At 74.7% G+C, this 17,569-nt stretch carries 1 protein-coding gene; it reads right to left on the minus strand.

All coding sequences use genetic code 11. The annotated features are described in order from the left end of the window. Positions 1-24: 24 nt before the first annotated feature. Positions 25-17,553 (minus strand): DUF6531 domain-containing protein, encoded by a 17,529-nt coding sequence (locus O7607_RS23860; protein WP_269705424.1) that lies wholly within the window; start codon positions 17,551-17,553, stop codon positions 25-27. Positions 17,554-17,569 lie beyond the last annotated feature (16 nt).

Consider the following 17,569-nt stretch of genomic DNA (forward strand, 5'->3'; position numbering starts at 1 on the left):
GTGACGGCCGGGGCGGGCGGCGGGTCACCGCCGGGGTACCGGCGCGGTGCGCGGTTCCGGCAGAGGGCCACCGGACGAGGCGGACGCCGTGGCGCCGTTCACCGTCCCGGTGACCACCGGGCCGGAGGCGTCGCCGGTGCGCCGCTCCACCACCCGGCCGAGCAGGTCGTACGTGTAGCGCGTGACCTCGCCGGCCGCGTCGGTGTGCTCGACGAGCTGCCCGGCGGCGTCGTAGACGTACCGCTGGGTGCGGCCGTCGAAGTCGGTCTCGGACACCAACCGCCCGTTCGGGTCGTACGCGTAGGTCCGCGTCGCGCCCGCCGGGTTGGTGACCGAGACCAGCCGCAGCTCGGTGTCGTACGCGTACTCGGTGCGGTTGCCCTCGTCGTCGATCTCGGCCGTGACGAGGTCGAACGCGCCGTACTCGCGGATCGTCCGGCGACCCGTGGCGTCCACCCACTCGACCAGGTTGCCCTCGCCGTCGTAGAGGAACTCCTCGACCGAGCCGTCCGGGTTCTCCCGCCAGGCCAGGTCGCCCTCCAGCGTCCAGCCGAACTCGGTGAGACCGGTGTCGTCCCGCATGCTGAACAGGCGGCCGAGCGCGTCGTAGACGTACTCCGTCTCGCCCTTGCCGGTGCGCACCGAGGTGATCTGCCGGGCCGCGTCGCGGACGACGGCGGTCGGGCCGACGTGGGTGGTGACGCCCCGGCCGTCGGCGGCCGGCTGCTCGTACCGGACCACCTCACCGGAGGCGTCCACCTCGGCGATCAGCAGGCCGTCCGGCCCGAACTGGCGGTTGCGGGTGCTCCCGTCGAAGTCGGTCCAGGACACCGCGCGACCGAGTTCGTCGTACGTGGTGGTGGACCGGCTGCCGTCGGGCCGGGTGACCGAGACCAGCCGCCCGAGGGCGTCGTACTCACTGGACGTAATGCGGCCCAGCGGGTCGGTGGTGGACCGCAGGCGGTACGCCTCGTCCCACTCGTTGCGCGTGGTCGCGCCGAGCGCGTCGGTCTCCGCGACCACCTGGAAGCGGTCGTTGAGTTCGTAGACGCGCACCGCGCCGAGCGAGTCGGTCACCACGGTGCGGCCCGGCTCGTAGTCGAACCGGTAGCGCAGGTAGCCGCCCTTGCCGTCGGTGGCCACGCAGCGGCCGGCCTCGTCGTAGGTGTACGTGTACCACTCGCCGTTGCGGTCCTCCCAGCGCACCAGCCGCCCGTCGGCGTACGTGAAGCGCTCGGGGTCGCCCGAGGAGTTCGTCACCTCGACCAGGTTGAGGTCGCCGTCGTAGCCGAACTGCGACGCCGCCATCAGGTCACCCGACGCGTTCGGCAGCGAGACCATCGTGATCAGCCCGGTGGACGAGGTGATCGCGATCACCGCGCCGGTCGACGACAGCACCTGCGTCGGCGTACCCCGGCGGTCGCGCTGGATCGTCCAGCTGACACCGCCGTCGGTGACGTCGGTGAGCAGCGACTCGGTGCGCGACGCCGCGGCGAACAGCAGCCTGCGGCCGGACGCCGGATCGGTCAGCAGCCAGCCGCCACCCACCAGCCGGCGCAGCGGCAGCGTCCGGCCGGTCTCCGGCTGCGCCACCGCGCCCTCGGCGGGCAGCGGGTACGTGAGCAGCGAACCGTCGGCGGCCAGGTAGCGGACCTGCTCGCCGTCGACGACGATCCGCTGGTCGAGCGTGGAGGCCCAGGCCCGGCCGAACGACCGGCCCCACCGGTAGTCGGAGCGGTAGGTCCGCTCCAGGGTGAGCCCCGGCAGGACCGCGTCGGTGTGGGTGAGGATCATCCGGCCGGTGGTGACGTCGATCGGGTCACCCACGGTGGGCGTCTGCGCGGTGGTCTTCGCCACCGCCTCCGGCGCCACACCGGCGAACGTCTCGGTGGTCGGCGAGAAGTCCGCCATGTCGACGTCGCTGTCGGCGTCGCGGACGGAGGTCATGTCCACGTCGCTGTCCACGTCCCGGACGGAGGTCATGTCCACGTCGGAGTCGGCGTCGCGCACCGATGCCATGTCGACGTCGCTGCCGGGAGCCGGGTCGCTGGTCCGGATGACGAACACCGAGCCGTCGGGGGAGATCGCCGGGAGCGTGGCGAGCCCGGGGACCTGGGCGTCCTCGAAGGTGACCCGGCCCTGCCCGTCCTTCGACACGTTGATGACGTGTCCGACGGTTCCCGGGCCACCGGGCCGCAGGCCGACGATCGCGGTGGTGCCGTTCGGCATGGCGCCGAGGGCCTCCATCAGGCCGCGGATGCTGCCGACCTCGTCCACACTCCGGCCGGGGTGCCGCTTCATGACCTCGCCGATCTCCATCGGCTGGGTCTGCGCCGGCACCTGGGTGACCGCACCGGTCTGCCGGTACGCGTCGACGGCCAGGGTGAGCGGCACGCAGTCGACGTTGGCGGCGACGCTGCCGGCGTCCCGGTGGTCGTTGATCCAGCGCAGGTGCGCGCGGTCGGCGGCGTTCAGCGTGGCCAGGTCGGCGTCGGTGTTGGCGGTGTCGCCGTGCACGTTCGCGGCCAGCACCCGCAGCGTCGAGCCGTCGTTCAACGTGTACCCGTACGACAGCTGGTCCCGGAACGAGTCGAGAATCCGGGCCTGCGCAACCGGGTCGCCCTGCACCGCCGTCAACTGGTCGGCGAGCGGCGTACGGAACTGGTCGGTGACCGGCGCGGTGGCACCCCGGACGTCGGTGGTGCCGGTCTGCGGGCCCTGGAAGCCGAACTGGTGGCGGCCACGGCGACCGCCGCCGCCGCGGCGCTCCGGGCTTCGTGACCGGTGGCCGCGCTGCCGGCTCGGCCCGGCCTGGGCGTTCGAGGAACTCGCCGGCGGAGGCCTCTCGGTGATCTCGACCATGTTGTAGTACGAGCCGGTCCGGGTGACCCCGTCGGGCCGTTGCGGCGGCATGATGCTGGCCACCGGAGGCCGGTCCTCGCGCGGCACGAACTCGTCGCTGGCGTATCCCCGCGCCGCCGGGGGGAACCACGGCGGGATGTTCTGCCACATGGCGGCGACGTCCGCGTCGTTCGTCGCGTTGGCGAGGTGGTCCAGCGCGATCGGCAGCGTGCTGACCTCGGACTCGTAACCTCTGGCGTTCTCCGCGAAGAGCACGATCCGGGCGAAGTCCTGCCCGGCCACGGAGTCGATCTGGCCGTGGGTGATCTCGCCGCGCAGGAAACTGGCGATCTGACGTGCGGTCTCCCGGCCACCGTCGGCCTCGGTGGCGATCTGGTCACCGAGACCCTGGTGGGTCCTCGTCACGCCCCGGCGCCTGGTCGTGGCGGTGTTGTAGTAGTTGAGCCCGCCGACGAGCGGTTCGTTGAGGTGGCCGATCGCGTTCGACCGGAAGCCGGTGCGAGGCTGCGTCCCGATGTACGGCTGAACCGCCTCGCGGATCTCGTGGTAGGTCTGGTGCGCGGTGGAGTTCTCGTCGTCCAGCGCGGTCCTCGGCGCGGGCGCGACGTCGTCGAACCACTGGCGGGCCTGATATCCCACGGCGCCGGCCGCGGTGGTGACCGGCGGCGGCGACGGGGTGTCCCGCATGACGGTCTCGTACCCCAGGAACTGCCCGTACTCGTCCTCGACTCTGACCTGCAACTGGTACGGCATGCCGTAGAGCGCGGTCGGCGGTGGCGGCGCCGCGGTCGTGGGCAGGCTGCTCGGCGTCTGGTCGGACGGCGTGGCGAGCGTCTGCTCCACAGTGGCCAGCGGGTGCGGCGTCGTCGGGGCGGGCGTGCAACTGGTCAGGCCCAGCGGGTCCGCCACGGTGAGCGGGTCGGTGACGTACGCGGTCGGGTTCGGGCCGCCGGACAGACCGAGCGGGTCGGGGCTGACGTACCGGCCGGTGGCCGGGTCGTAGTAGCGGAACCGGTTGTAGTGCAGGCCGGTCTCGGCGTCGACGTACTGGCCGGGGAACGCCAGCGGCGTCGCGGTGCGGTCCGCGCCGCGCCCCCACAGGTCACCTCGCGACCACCAGCGCAGCCCGCCGCCCGGCTCGACCAGGTGGGTCGGGGTGCCGATGGTGTCGGTGACCACCGCGCGGACGGCGCCGTCGTCGGTCTGCGCGACCGGAACCGGCGCGTCCGGACGGTAGTCCCACGTGGTCGTGGTGGTGCCGGCGGCGTGGCGGTGCGTCTGCTCCAGCATCAGGTCGCCGGACCAGGCGAAGGAGACCTCCTCCAGCACCTGGTCGCCGTCGCCCAGGCGCTGCTTGGCGATGCGCCGGCCGAAGCCGTCGTAGCGGTACCGCCAGCGGTCGCCGCCGGGGGTGACGGCCAGGACCATCCGGTCCTCGGCGTCCCACTCGAACCGCCACGCGCCCGCCTCGTCGACCCGGCCGGTGAGGCGGCCCTTCGCGTCGTACGAGAACGTCGCGTCGTCGGAGCGCACGAGCATCGTGCCGGTGAACTCCCAGCGCCCGCCGCCGGCGCCGACCAGGTTGCCGGCCTCGTCGTAGTCGTACCGCTGCGGCGCGTCCCCGTCGACGGCCCGGATGCGGCCGGTGTCGTCGGCCGTGAACGCCAGGTCGCCGGCGAGCGAGTCGGCGATCGCGGTGACGCGGTCGGCGGCGTCGTACGTGTAGCGCCGCTCGGCGCCGTCGGCGATGTGCTGCCCGGTGAGCCGGCCGGCCGCGTCGAACGTCTGCCGCAGCGCGACCAGGCCGTCGATGGTCCGGCCGATCTCCCGGCCGGCGTCGTCGTGGCGGAAGCCGACCAGGTGCTCCCCGGCGGTCAGGCTCTCCGGGCGGCCGGCGGCGTCGAACGTCCAGCGGCTCGACCGGCCCGACGGCGTGGTGCGCGTCTCGACCGCGCCGGAGGTGGTGTACGAGGTGTGCACCGTCCGGCCGTTGATCGTCTCGGACAGCACCCGGCCCTCGGCGTCGCGGGTGAACCGCACCTGCGCGTCCGGGCTGAGCACGGCTGCCACGTGGCCGTCGGCGTCGTACTCGACGCGGGTGACGGCGTCGCCGACCCGGCGTTCGACCACCCGGCCCAGCGCGTCCCAGCGGTAGCGGGTGACGGTGCCGGCGGCGTCCGTGTGCGCGACCAGCCGGCCCGCGGCGTCGTGCTCGTAGCGCTGGGTGCGGCCGTCGAAGTCGGTCTGCCCGCACAGGCGGCCGGCCGCGTCGTACTCATAGCGCCACGTCTGACCCGCCGGGTTCGTCACCGCGGTCAGCCGTAGTTCCGTGTCGTACGTGAACTCGGTGCGGTTCCCCGCCTGATCCACCCGTGCCGTGGGCAGATCGAAGGGGCCGTACTCGAAGCTCACCGCCCTTCCTGATGCGTCGATGACGTCCACCAGATTCCCTTCACCGTCGTAGAACCACCGTTGCGTGGAGCCGTCCGGGCGGATCCGCCACGCGAGATCCCCCTCGGCGGTCCAGCCGTACGTCGTGACCGCGCCGTCCGGGCGCCGGGTCGCCCGGACCCGTCCGAGCGCGTCGAACTCGATGTCGCCCGCGGGCGCGGGCCGGCGCGGCGGGACCGGGCGGGTCGAGCCGTCCGGGAGCGTGAGCGTGCGCGCCTCGTGGTCGAACCGCAGGACGCGGCCGAGCGGGTCGGTGCGCGCCAGCAGCCGGTCCGCCGCGTCCCACTCCTGCCGGACGGTTCCGCCCAGCGGGTCGACGATCGCGGTGACCCGGCGGCGCTCGTCGAACTCGTACCGGGTCACCTGGCCCAGTGAGTTCGTCACGTGCGTGACGCCGTCGTCGTACCGCAGGCAGTAGCGCAGGACGTCACCGCCGCCGCCGGCCCGCACGCAGCGGCCCGCCTCGTCGTAGTCGTAGCCGAACCACTCGCCGTTGCGGTCCTGCCAGCGCACGAGCCGGCCCGCGTCGTCGTAGCGCAGCCGCGTCTCGTGGCCGGAGGAGTTGCGGACCTCCACCAGGCGCCGCCTGTCGTCGTAGCCGAAGGTGGGCAGGTGCACCGCGTCGCCGGCGGTGCCGTCGGCGGTGCGGACGTGCGCGCCGATCACCAGCCCGCCCGCCAGGTGCGGCACCACCACCAGGCCGGACGCGGAGAGCAGGAGTTCGGGCGTGCCGTCGCCGGAGCGTTCGACGCGCCACGCGGCGCCGTCGGTGACCACGTCGGTGAGCCAGGAGTCGCCGTCCGCGTCGGCCGGCGCGAACAGCAGCGACCGGCCCGGCTCGGTGAGCAGCCAGCCGCCGCCGGCCAGCCGGCGCAGCGGCCCGCCCGGGCCGACGACCGGCAGCGTCTCGTCGCCCTCGGCCGGCATCGGGTACGTCTGGATCGAGCCGTCGGCGGCCAGGAACCGGGCGTACGTGCCGTCGGTGACGACGCGCTGGTCCAGCGTGGACGCCCACGTCGGGCCGAAGCAGCGGCCCCACCGGTAGTCGGAGCGGTGGGTCCGTTCCACTGTGAGCCCGGGGAGCCGGGCGTCGACCTCGGTGTAGACGACCCGGCCGGTGGTGACGTCGACCGGGTCGCCGACCACCGGCGCCCGCGCGGTGGGCGTGGCCACCTCGGCGGCGGGCACCTCCACCGGCGGGGCCGGGGCCGGTGGCGGGGCCACCTGCTCCTCGTGCGCGTGGTAGGCGTCCCACCAGGCGTTCTCGGCGTCCGTCAGGGCCTGCTCGGCCTCGGCGACGGCGTCCGCGTTCGCGTCCGTCCGGGAGGCCAGCCCGTCCAGGCGGCCCGCCGCCTCCGACATCTTCTTCGCCGCGTCGGCGACGGCGAGCGCGGACGCGCGCAGACCCGGGGGGAGGTCCCGGCCGGTGACGTCCCGGGCCGCCGCCTCGTCCAGCCGTACGACGAAGCCGCCGGGCACCCGGACCTCCGTGCCGGCCCGGTGCTTGCCGGCGGTGTCGCGGGACCGCGCGACGAAACGGAACTCGACGTCGTACTCGACCGCGGCGGTGAGCGTGTCGTCCGGGTCGGTGCGCCGGGCCGGCTTGCCGGTCGTGCTGACGGCGACCTTGCCCTCGTCCTTGACCTGGGCGCCCGGGTCGGTCCGGTAGAGCTGCTGCTCGATCAGCGTGGCCGCGTTGACGGCGGCGAAGTCCTGCCGTTCGCCCACCTTGCTCGCGCCGCCGGGATGACCGGTGCCGCCGACGACGAGCGGCCCGGCCGTCTTCACCGCGAACGAACTGCCGCTGGTCTGCTCGTACTCGGTGTCGGCGGTGCGTTTCGCCGCGCCGCCGATCTTCACCGTGGCGTCCGCGCGCAGGAGCTTCGGGCGGGCCACCAGGCGGGCGTCGAGGAACAGGTCGCGGCCCAGCCCGGCCGGCATCGGCAGGGGGAACGCGCCGTCGAGCATCGCCGGCAGCGCCTTGATCCGGCTCACCGTCAGGGTGCTGCGCAGCGCCGTGTCGACGTCTCGGCCGGGTGTGGCTCCGGAGGCGACGAGCGCCTCCCGGGCCGCCGCGTGCAGGCCGGGCAGGTCGACCAGGACGTCCTCGACGGCGAAGCGGCCCGGCTCGGGCAGCCGGTCGAAGCCGGACTCCTCGCGCCACCGCCGCCGGCCCTCGTCGGTGGTCTGTTCGGCGGGAACCGGTGTGACCGGGCCGGACGTGGCCAGCGTCCGGCCCTCGGTCGCCGAGTACGTGGTGACGTCGTGGATCGCGTCGATCGACACCCCGCCCTCGGGCAGCCCGCGCCCGGTGACGGTGAGGGTCAGGCGGACCGGCCCGCGGTACGTGGGCACCGGGCCGGAGACGGTCAGCGACTGCTCGTACGTGCGGCCGGTGCGCTCGACCGCCTTGGTGGCCTGGTTGCCGAGGGCGGCGGTGCCGGCCAGGCCGGCGGCGACGGTGCCGGAGGCCGGGCCGTGCCCGGTGGTGCGGGTGGCGTCGTTCTCGACCCGGTCGGTCTCGGTGCCCTGTGCCCGGCCGGTCAGCGTGACCTGCGCCGCGGTCCGCGAGGTGGTGCGGGTCCGTGCCTCGCCGACGACAGTGCGGTCGGTGACGGACATCTCGTCGACCAGGTCGATGCCGGTGAAGCTCGGCGTGCCGGCCGGCTCGGCGGTCAGCGTCACGTGGTACGTCGAGCCCCGGAACCGCCGTTCCAGCCGTACCGTCTCGCTCCGGCCGCCGTTGAGGGCGTCGGCCAGGTGCACGTGGGCGGCACCGAGGAACGCGCTGCTGCCGAGCCCCCGGATCGGGTCGTCCGGGCCGCCGTCGCGGGTGGCCGGCAGGATCGCCTGGGCGAGGTCCTCGCTCGACGCCCGGGCCAGGGCACGCCGCAGGTGCGGGATGCGGTCGGTGAGGTCGATGTGGGTGGTGACGCCGCCGATGCCGAGCGACCGTTGCGGTCCGGCCCGGAACTCGCGTGGTGCCGGGGTGGGTGGCGTGCCGGGGCCGGCCGCGTCCTCGTTCTGCCGCTGCTGAGCCTCGCGTACCAGGTCGCGCTCCCGCTGCTGGTGCTCGGCCTGCTCGGCCCGCTCCCGCTCGTGGACCGCCCGCAGCGCGTCGGTGGCCGCCTCGTGCGCCGCCGCCAGGTCCTCGCGTTCGCGCCGGTGACGTACCTGAAGATCGGCCAGGTAGCGGTCGGCGAGCTGCCGGCCCGCCTGGCCGACGCGGCGGTCCCGGCGGACCCGGTCCACGTAGGCCCGGACGTCACGCAGGTCGGCGTGCTGCCGCCGCAGCAGGTTCCCGCGTTCGGTGGCCTGCTCGCGCGCCATCCGGGCGTCCTGCTCGCGCTGCTCGGCGCGGAGCGTCTCGGCGTTCTCGGCGTGCCGCAGTTGCAGCCGCACGTCGGCGGTGCCGTGCCGGCGGGCGCGGTCGCGGTCCTGGAGTCGCTTCAGTTCCGCCGGGGTCATCCGCATGACGACCGCGCCGGGCAGGGTGAGTCGCCGGCCGGCCCGCCGGGCCGGTGCGCCCGGCCAGCGGCCCAGCGGACGCAGGTTGCTGTCGTGGCGGGCCTCGGCGACCACCTCGGCCTCGACGTCCACCCGCACCAGCAGCTCGCGTTCGGCCCGGCCGCCGCCCAGGCGCAGCTTGGCGATCCCGGAGACGCTGCGCTCGCTGATCCGGCCCCACGCCCGCCGCCACGGCGTGACGGACAGGATGACCGCGCCCCCGGGCCGGCCGGTGCTGCCACCGTGGTCGGCGACCGGCCCGCTGCCCGACGCGACGCCGGTGGCGGAGACGCTCAGTTCGACGGCGCGCGTGTCGGTGGTCTTCCGGGCGGTGCCGCTGGCGAAGGTCCGCTTGATCCGGGCGAACTCGGCGCCGTCGAGCACCGTCGGGTTGGTCGGGCGCAGCCGTACCCGCACGTCGGCGCGGGCGTCAGCGGCCCGGCGGCCGTGCCACAGGTTGCTCAGCGCCAGCGGGCGGCTGAACAACTCGGCGTCGCCGGTGAGGCGCTCGGGCGACAGTTCGTCGGCGACGACTGTGGAGATCAGGCCGTCCTCGACGGCGTAGACGTCGTCCCGGCCGGCCTCGCGCAGTGTCTCGACCACCGCCTCCTGCAGCCGGTCGGCGCCGACGAACGACTCCACCCGGCGTCCGTCGAGGTCGTGCGGACCGCGGGTCATCCGGTTCAGCGGAGGCGGATACGCGATGGTCTCGACGTCGCGGGGGGCCGGGCTGGGCTCCGCGTCGGGACGCCGCCGGGAGACCCGTGACTCCGGGACGAGCATGCGCACGTCGAGGCGGTGCCGGCGGGGACGCAGCTCGGACGAGGCGACGACAGTCGGCACGTCCCGGCCGTACGCCCCGAGGGACAACTGCCGTCCCGCCTGGTTGACCCGTACGGTGGACGTGGCGGTGACGGTGAGGTCGAGGGTGGCGGCGAACTCGCGCAGCCGTACCCCGGTGGGCTTGCCCTCGTCGTCCAGCGCCGGTCCGTGGTCGCTCTCGGTGGACTGCCCCCCGGTGACGGCGTTCTCGTCGGTGGTGCCCCAGGTGAGCGCGGCGCGCGGCCCGCCGAGCAGCGTCGAGGCGGCCTGGCCGAGCGGGCCCAGGACGCGCGGTTCCAGGCTCACCTCGGCCGACCGGCTGTCGTCGCGGGCGCTGGTCACCGTGGACCGGGCGGTCCGCTTGTCTCCGGTGCCGATCGTGTCGTGGTCGAGCAGGTCGCCGTCGGACATCTCGCCGAGGCTGCCCCGGACGGTCACCACCGTGACGTGGTCGTGGAACGTGCCGGTGCGGATCAGCGGGATCTTCAGCCCGGGGCCGACGATCCGGTCCGCCAGGTGGCGGAGCTGGTCGGGGGAGAGTTGCGTCCGCAGGTCGGTGTCCCGGTTCAGGGCCGCCTGAAGCTCGGGGGTCAGCCCGTCGGCGAGCTGCGCGTCACCGAAGTGCCGCAGCATCTCCTCGCGGCTGGCCAGGCGGAACCGGTCGTGACCGGGCATCGACCGCACCGCCTCGGCGACGGTCTCGTACAGGCTCCGGTCGCCGACCCTCGTCAGGTACGCGCCGCCGAACGACTCGCCCCGCTCGATGCGCGCCGGCGCGAAGTGGGTCCGGCCGCTGCCGTGCCGCCCCCGCCATTCCCGGCGGTCCGGGTCGAGGGCGGTGCCGGGCAGCCGGTCCCGGGTGGTCCACTGGAGCGCGTCGACGGACCCGGACAGCATTCGCGGCGCGCGGCCCAGGACGCGCACCTGGACGCCGTACTCGACCCGGTACCGCACGCCTGGCGCGGTGCCGGTCACCGTCTGCTTGCCGCCGGTCCGCTCGGTGATCGTCCGGGTGGCGCCACGTTCCCGGCCGCCGCCGAGCCGCGGCCCGACGACCAGGCTCAGCGGCGCCGCGTCCACTCCGGCGCCGGCGAGGCCCCACAGCCCCCACTGTCGCTTGGTGGTGGCGCCGCCGGTGCTCTCGGCGGCGAGCGCCGACGTGTCGACGTGCGTGAGCCCGTCGACGCTCTCCACCTCCTCGACGTGCCGGGCGACCAGGCGGACCTCGACCTGCCGGGCGCGGCCCGGGAAGAAGCGCCGCCAGCCGGTGCGCGCGGCGCGCGGCAGGGAACCCGACCGGACCCAGCCGTCGTGGACGTTCGCCGGGTCGGTGACCACCATCTTCGGCAGGCTGCCGGAGAACGTCGCCTCGCTGAGCAGCTTCTGCATCACCGGGCGGCCGGGCGCGCCGATCCGGACGAGGTCGGCCATGCCGTCCTCGGCGAGGATCGCCTCCACCTGGTCGAAGAACGTGGCGCCCGGATCGGCGGGCCGGTTCCGGACGCTCTCCACACCGAACCGGGAGGGCACGGGCCCGCCGGGCGTGCGGTCCGCGGCAACCGGCGCTGTCGCGTCTGGCGTCCGCAACCCCGTGTGTACGGCGAGAGCGACGCGGCCCGAGGCCTCGACCGGTTCGACGGCGGGACGGCCGGGGCGCACGAGCCGGGCGACGAACCGGATCGGCACCGTCACCTCGGTGAGCCCGGTGACCTTGACCGTGGTGGTGGACGTGTACGTGTCCTTGTGGTCGGCGGAGTGCTCGGTGGCGGGCATCGTCGGCACCGATCCGCCGACGCCGACGACGACACCGGGTATCGCGGTGACCGTCACCTTCGGCTCGACCCGCCGGTCCCGGTTGTGGCGCAGCTTGTGGGTGAGGTCCTCCCGCGTCTTGGCGGTGACCTTGCGCGGGTCGTCGTGCACCCGGTCCACCGTCAGCGCGTCCCAGTCGAGGACGGCGGTGACCCGCAGCTCGGCGGGTTGCCCGTCGATCGTCACCGGGTACGGGCGGCCCTCGCCGAGGAACTGGTCCACGTCGTCGCGGCTGTCCGCCTCCACGGCGGCGACCACGTCGCCGGACAGGCCGGGGTCGAGGTTCCGCAGCGCCGCGCCGAGCGCCGCGTTCTCGGTGGCGCGCAACTGTTCGGCGAGGCCGAGGGTGCGGCTGTCCCGCAGGTACGACGGCAGGCTCCGGCGTACCTCGTCGGGCGACGGCGGCGTCGCGCTGGTCTCGGTGGCCGACGACGCGCCGGACCCGCCCGTGGTGTCCTCCCGGGCTGGGGTCTCCTCAGCGGAGCCCGCTTCCGCGCTGGCCGCTTCCGCGCTGGTCTCCTCCGCGGGGCGCCCGGGGGCGGTGGTCTCGCCCGTGGTGTCCTCGGCGGTGGTGGTCCCGTCCACGGTCGTGCCGTCGTCGCCGTGGTCGCTGTCGCCGTGGTCGCTGTCGCCGTGGTCGCCGTCGCTGTCCCGGGCGCCGCTGCCGTCGTCGAGGCCACCGAACCCGCCGAAGTCGCCGTCGCCGAAAAGGTCGAAGCCGCCGGACTCGCTGTCGCTGTCGCCGTCGGTGTCGCTCACCGGGGCCGGCTGCGGTGACTCCAGGCGTGCGTACGTGACGTGGCCCGACTCGTCGATCGTGCGGAGCAGCTCCAGCCGGGTCCGCGGCCGGGCGCCGACCACAGGATGGTCGCGCGGCGGGCCGGCCGGGTCGTCGTACACGAGCAGGTGCACCTGGGTGCCGCGGGCGGCGGCCAACTCGACGACGTCGTGCGCGTTGGCGATGCGCTGCCGTTCGGTGTCGTCGACCGGCGTCCGGCGGCTGCGCGGCCCGGGGTCGGGGGCGAGGGCGGCCCGGACGAAATGGCCGTTGTCGTACGGGTTGCGCTGCCGCATCTGTGCGGCGACGTCGAGGCTCATCGTGTCCCGCCCGGCGTGCAGCGTGCTGATCCGCAGGGCGTCCGCGTCGCTGCCGGGCAGAGCGGCGGCGATCGCGTCGTAGAGGGAGCCGGGTTGCCGGTCGAGGCCGCCGCGATCGGCGATGGTGGCGGCGGCGGCGAACTCCTGCTGGATGGTCCCGGAGTCGTCCGACGTCGCGACGAGGTGCGCGGCGGCGAGGCGCTGGCTGTCGGGCAGGCCCACGGTCCGGGCCGGCCGCGTCGGGTCCAGGTCCGGGTCGACCTCGGGTGTGACGTCCGGCGCCGGGGCGGTGCCCGGCGCCGGTAGCGAGACGGCGGTGACGTACCGGTTGTGCGGTTGCGCGCCGAGCTGCCGCAGCTGGCGCGGCGTGAGCGTCTGCTGCCACGTCCACGACGGGCCGGGCACCATGTCGGTCGGCGCGGCGAACGGCTTCGGGGCGGCGACGGCGGGCTTGCGCAGCTCCGCCCGGTACTCCTTGAAGCCGGTGCCCTCGGTGTAGAACAGCTGCCGGTTGACGTTCGTGGGCACGGCGTGCGACTGCGGCAGGAAGTTGCCGACGGCGAAGTCGGCGGCGAGCCGGGACAGGTCGGTGGGCGTGGCGGCGCCCACGAAGTCCGTCATGAACGCCAGGTCCCGGTCGGGATGCCTGTTGTTCTGCGACTCGACCTGGACGTCGACGGCGAGGACGTCCGCGGGGAGGTCGGCCGGCGTCGCCGCGCCGTGGGCGACGGCCAGTTCCGCGCCGTACGCCTGGTGCAGGCTCTCGGCCAGCAGGAGGAACTCCGCGCCCGCCTCGCCGAACCGGACCTCGGGCCGGCCCAGGACGAGCAGGCCGTCGACGAACAGGTTCGGCTCCGGCGAGTACGGGAGCATCGGGTGGACGGTCGCCTGCCGGTCCCGGGACCGCATGTCCTCGTTCACGGCGGTGGTGAAGTCCCGGACGAAGGCGTCCCGGCCGGCCTGCGTGTCGAGCTTGGCGAGCCCGTCCTGGACAGCCGTCAGCTTCTGCTCCTCGATCTCGCGGTCCTTGCGCGAGTCCGCGTCGCCCTGCGCGGTGAGGTCGTCGATCCTCGCCCGGTGGTCGCGTGCGCGTCGTTCCAGCCGCTCCCGGGTACGCCGGACCAACTCCTCGGTGTCGCCGACACGGTAGCCACCGGAGATCATCAAGGGGCGGGCCGGTGGCTCGTCCCGCGGCCCGGTCTCGTCGGGCTCGAAACGGGTCCGGCTGTCGATCCGGTCGAAGACGTGGGTGCCGTCGGGGGTCGTCCGGGCGCCCGTGTCGAAGTCCTGGATCGACACGTACGGGTAGCGCCGGGACTCGCCGTCCGGGCCGCCCTGCGCGAGACCCTGGATCGCGGCGACCGTGTCGGGGTCGCGGAGCACCTGGTTGCGGGTCCGGCCGTACGGGAACTTGCCGTTCTTCGTACCGACCGCGTAGCCGTTGACCGCGACCGGCACGTCGAGGTCCGCCGCGAGCCGGGCCGCCCGGGCGACCGCGTCCCGGAAGGCGGTGTCGGGCACCTCGGCGGTGGTGTTGACGCCGAAGACGAACGCGACTGTGGTGCCCGGGGCCAGGCCCTCGGTGACGGCGCGGACCACGTCGGGGATCTGGTCGACGTCGTCGGCGGGCAGCATCGAGTTGACGACGAACCCGATCGGCGCCCCGTCGTCCTTGAGGTCGGCCGTCTCCTGCCGGTAGTTGCCGGGGCCGACCTCGCGGGTGTGCCGGGTCAGCGCGTCGAACCGGGCGTTGCGGCCGCCGGGCACCCGCACCGGCTCGAACCGGACCGGTGCGGTCCGGGGCGGCAACCCGCCGCGGTCGGGCGAGAGCACGTCGTGCTGCTGGCCGGCGATCCGCTCGACACCGCGCGCCAGCAGCCGCGGATCGTTGCCGGGCTGCGGCGTGGTGGTCGCCATCACCGAGTTGTCGCCCTGGACGAAGGGCCGGTCCAGGACGCGGCCCGTCACCGGGTACTCGTCCCGCAGGCCGAGGAAGTGCCCGACCTCGTGTGCCAGGTCGAGGTCGGAGGAGTGCGTCGACCAGGCGGTCTGGGTGGTCGGCGACGGCGTGCCGTGCAGCGTGACGGTGGCGTGCGCCTCGCTGGGCCGGGCCGCGAACTCCACTGTGACGTTGAGCTGGTCGCCGCCGATCCGGTAGCCCTGGTTGTAGATCCGGTCGACCGCGTCGCGTACCCGGGACTCGACCTCCGGCCGGGCGGCCGCCGCCGTCGCGTCCCGGGCGTCCAGGAACACCTTGACCGTGAAGTCCTGCACCTTGCGGTCGCCGAGGTCCAGCACCCGATGGTCGTACGCGATGCGGTTGTCGACCGCGTCGAGGCGCGGACGGGGGCGGTCGACCGCCGGAACGGTCAGGCCGGCCTGCTCGTACGAGCGCGCGACCACGTCGGGCACCCGGGTGTCGGGATGGGGTCCGCCGTCGATGACGTCGTACGCGCTGGTGTTCGCGACCCGCCTGGGTGCGGTGTCGCGCTGCTCGGCGCGTGCCCGGGCGATCTCGTCGCGGGTCTTCGGTACGTCGAACCGGGGCGGCGGGGTCCCCACCGCGCGGGGTGCCGTGTCGACGGGGGGCGCGCCCGGCGCGGCCTCGGCGCGCGGGCGGACGTCCGGACCCAGTGCCTCCGGTGTGGACGGCACGCCGACACCAGGGTCAGTGGCCGGGGAGGTCACCGCGACCGGACCGTCGACCGAGATGCCGTCGACGGGCGCCGACGGTGGCGGGGGCGCCTCCGTCGTGCCGGCGGCGTCGCGCGGGGGAGCGGTCGGCTGGCCGGTGGTCGTCGAGGTCGTGCCCGTGGCCGATGTGCCGGTGGCCGTCGGCGTGCCGGTGCTCGCCGCGCCGGTGGCCGTCGGTGTGCCGGTGTTCGCCGTGCCGATGGTCGGCGCGGTGGCCGTCGGTACGGCTGGGCCGGGCGTGCCGGTGCCCGGGGTGAGGGTTGCCGGTGTGCCGGGCGTGGCGGTGGGCGGCGTGGCGGTCGTCGGTGTGCCGGTGGACGGTGAGGAGCCGGCCGGGCCAGGCGCCGGGCCGGCGGCGGCGGTGGCGGGCGGGGTCACGGGTGCCGGGGTGTCGCGAGCGGCCGGTCCGTTGCTGGACGTCGGAGTGTCGAAACCGGGAAGACCGCCGCCGTACGGTGCCGTGACGTCGGCGGCCCGGGCCGGGGCGCCGGTCGTGGGCGCGCCGGTGCTCGCCGGGATGCCGTTCGGCGTGCCCGTCGTGTCGGCGCGCGGTGCCGTGGCCTCGCCGCCCGCGGTCGGGCCCGGACCCGAGGCGGGAGCGCCGACCGCCCGTGGGTCGGCACCGACGCCCGCAGGGGCCGTGCCGTGCCCGCTCGGGTTCTGACCGCCATCGCCGTTCGTGCTTGCGCTGCCGTTCGGGCTCGCGCTGGCGTTCGGGCTTGCGCTGGCGTTCGGGCTTGCGCTGGCGTTCGTCGTGCCGCCCGGCGACCCGTCGCGGACCTGACCGCCGCCGGTCTGACCGTCCGAGGTCGGGCCGCTCGCGGTGTCACCGCTCGACACCGGGCCACCGGCAGTCTGGCCCGCCGAGGCCGGGCCGCCTGTGGTGTGCCCGCCCGAGGCCGGACCGCTTCCGGTCTGCCCGCCTGAGGTCTGGCCGCCCGAGTTCTGGCCACCCGGGGTGTGCACGCCGGGCGCCTGGCCGCCGGAGGCCTGCCCGCCTGTGGCCTGCCCGCCTGTGGCCTGCCCGCCTGTGGCCTGCCCGCCTGTGGCCTGCCCGCCTGTGGCCTGCCCGCCTGTGGTCTGTCCGCCCGAGGGCTGACTGCCCGGCGACTGACTGCCCGAGGGCTGGCCCCCGGAAGTCGGGTCGCCCGGACCGGTACCCCCGGCACTGCCCGAGCCGGCGCCCAGGTGGCCCGGGCCCCGGTCGCCGGAGCCCGGCTGCGCCGGCCCCTGGTTTCCGGCGCTGCTCTGGCCCGGTCCCGGACCTGCCACGTCCGGGCCGCCCGAGGGCTGCGGACCGGGGCCGCCGCTCCGACTCCCCGGGCCGGTGGGTGGCGGCACGGCCGGTCCGTCCACGGCCGTGGGTGGCGGCGTGGGCGGGGTGGTCGTGAGGTTGTTCGTCTCGATCGTGGGCGGTGGCGCCGTGGCGGCGGCGCCCGGACCGTAGCTCTGGCCGACCACTGTGGCGTAGTGGTGGGCCATTCCGCCGATCATCGACGAGGTCATGGTGGCCCACGGGTTGAAGCCGCCACCGCCGACCATCATGGTGAACAGGCCCTCGAACAGCGTCTCGGCGAGCGCCGACAGCCCTTCCCGCGACAGCACGTTGTTGTTGATCTTCGGGAAGAACTTGCCGCCGATCATCTGCACGCCGCTGACGCCGGCCCCGATGAAGGCGCCGCCGGCGAACGCGATCGCCAGGTCCTTGTAGTCGAGGGACTTGCGGTTGCCCTCGATGATCTGGGTGACCTGGGCGGCGGCGCTCTGCCAGAGTTCCTCCAGACCCTCCTGGAACGCCTCCCAGGCCAGCCGCATCAGCATGTTCCGCAGTCGCTGGCGGAACAGGCCGATCAGCGCGCCGACGATCTCCTGCCCGATCCGGATCAGAGCGGGCACCGCCGCCGCGCCGAAGCCGGAGGCCAGCGCGATGGCGATCTCCACGACCTGGGTGAAGGCCGCGATGACGATGTTGTACTGGGTGTTCTCCGAGTCCAGCGCGAAGTTGTAGGCCGAGCCGCCCAGCGCCAGCGCGATGTTGCCGCCCGCCGGCACGTTCTTGGTGATCCCGACCTGGTACTGCTGGAACGCGTCCATCGCCGGGCCGGACAGGCTCCCGGCCAGCCCGTAGCCGAGGTTGGCGGTGGCGCCCATCCCGTTGAGGATGGTGCTGCTGAGCGCGTACAGCTCGTCGCCCATGGCCCGCAGCGCGGCGGGGTCGGCCTTCGGGTACTCCTCGCCGACGGCGACGAGGATCAGGTCGTACGCCCACTGCCACTGCGGGTCGTTGGGGATGTGGAAGTCGGGCATGTCCTACCGGGGCGCG

Source organism: Micromonospora sp. WMMA1949, from assembly GCF_027460145.1.
GTDB lineage: Bacteria > Actinomycetota > Actinomycetes > Mycobacteriales > Micromonosporaceae > Micromonospora.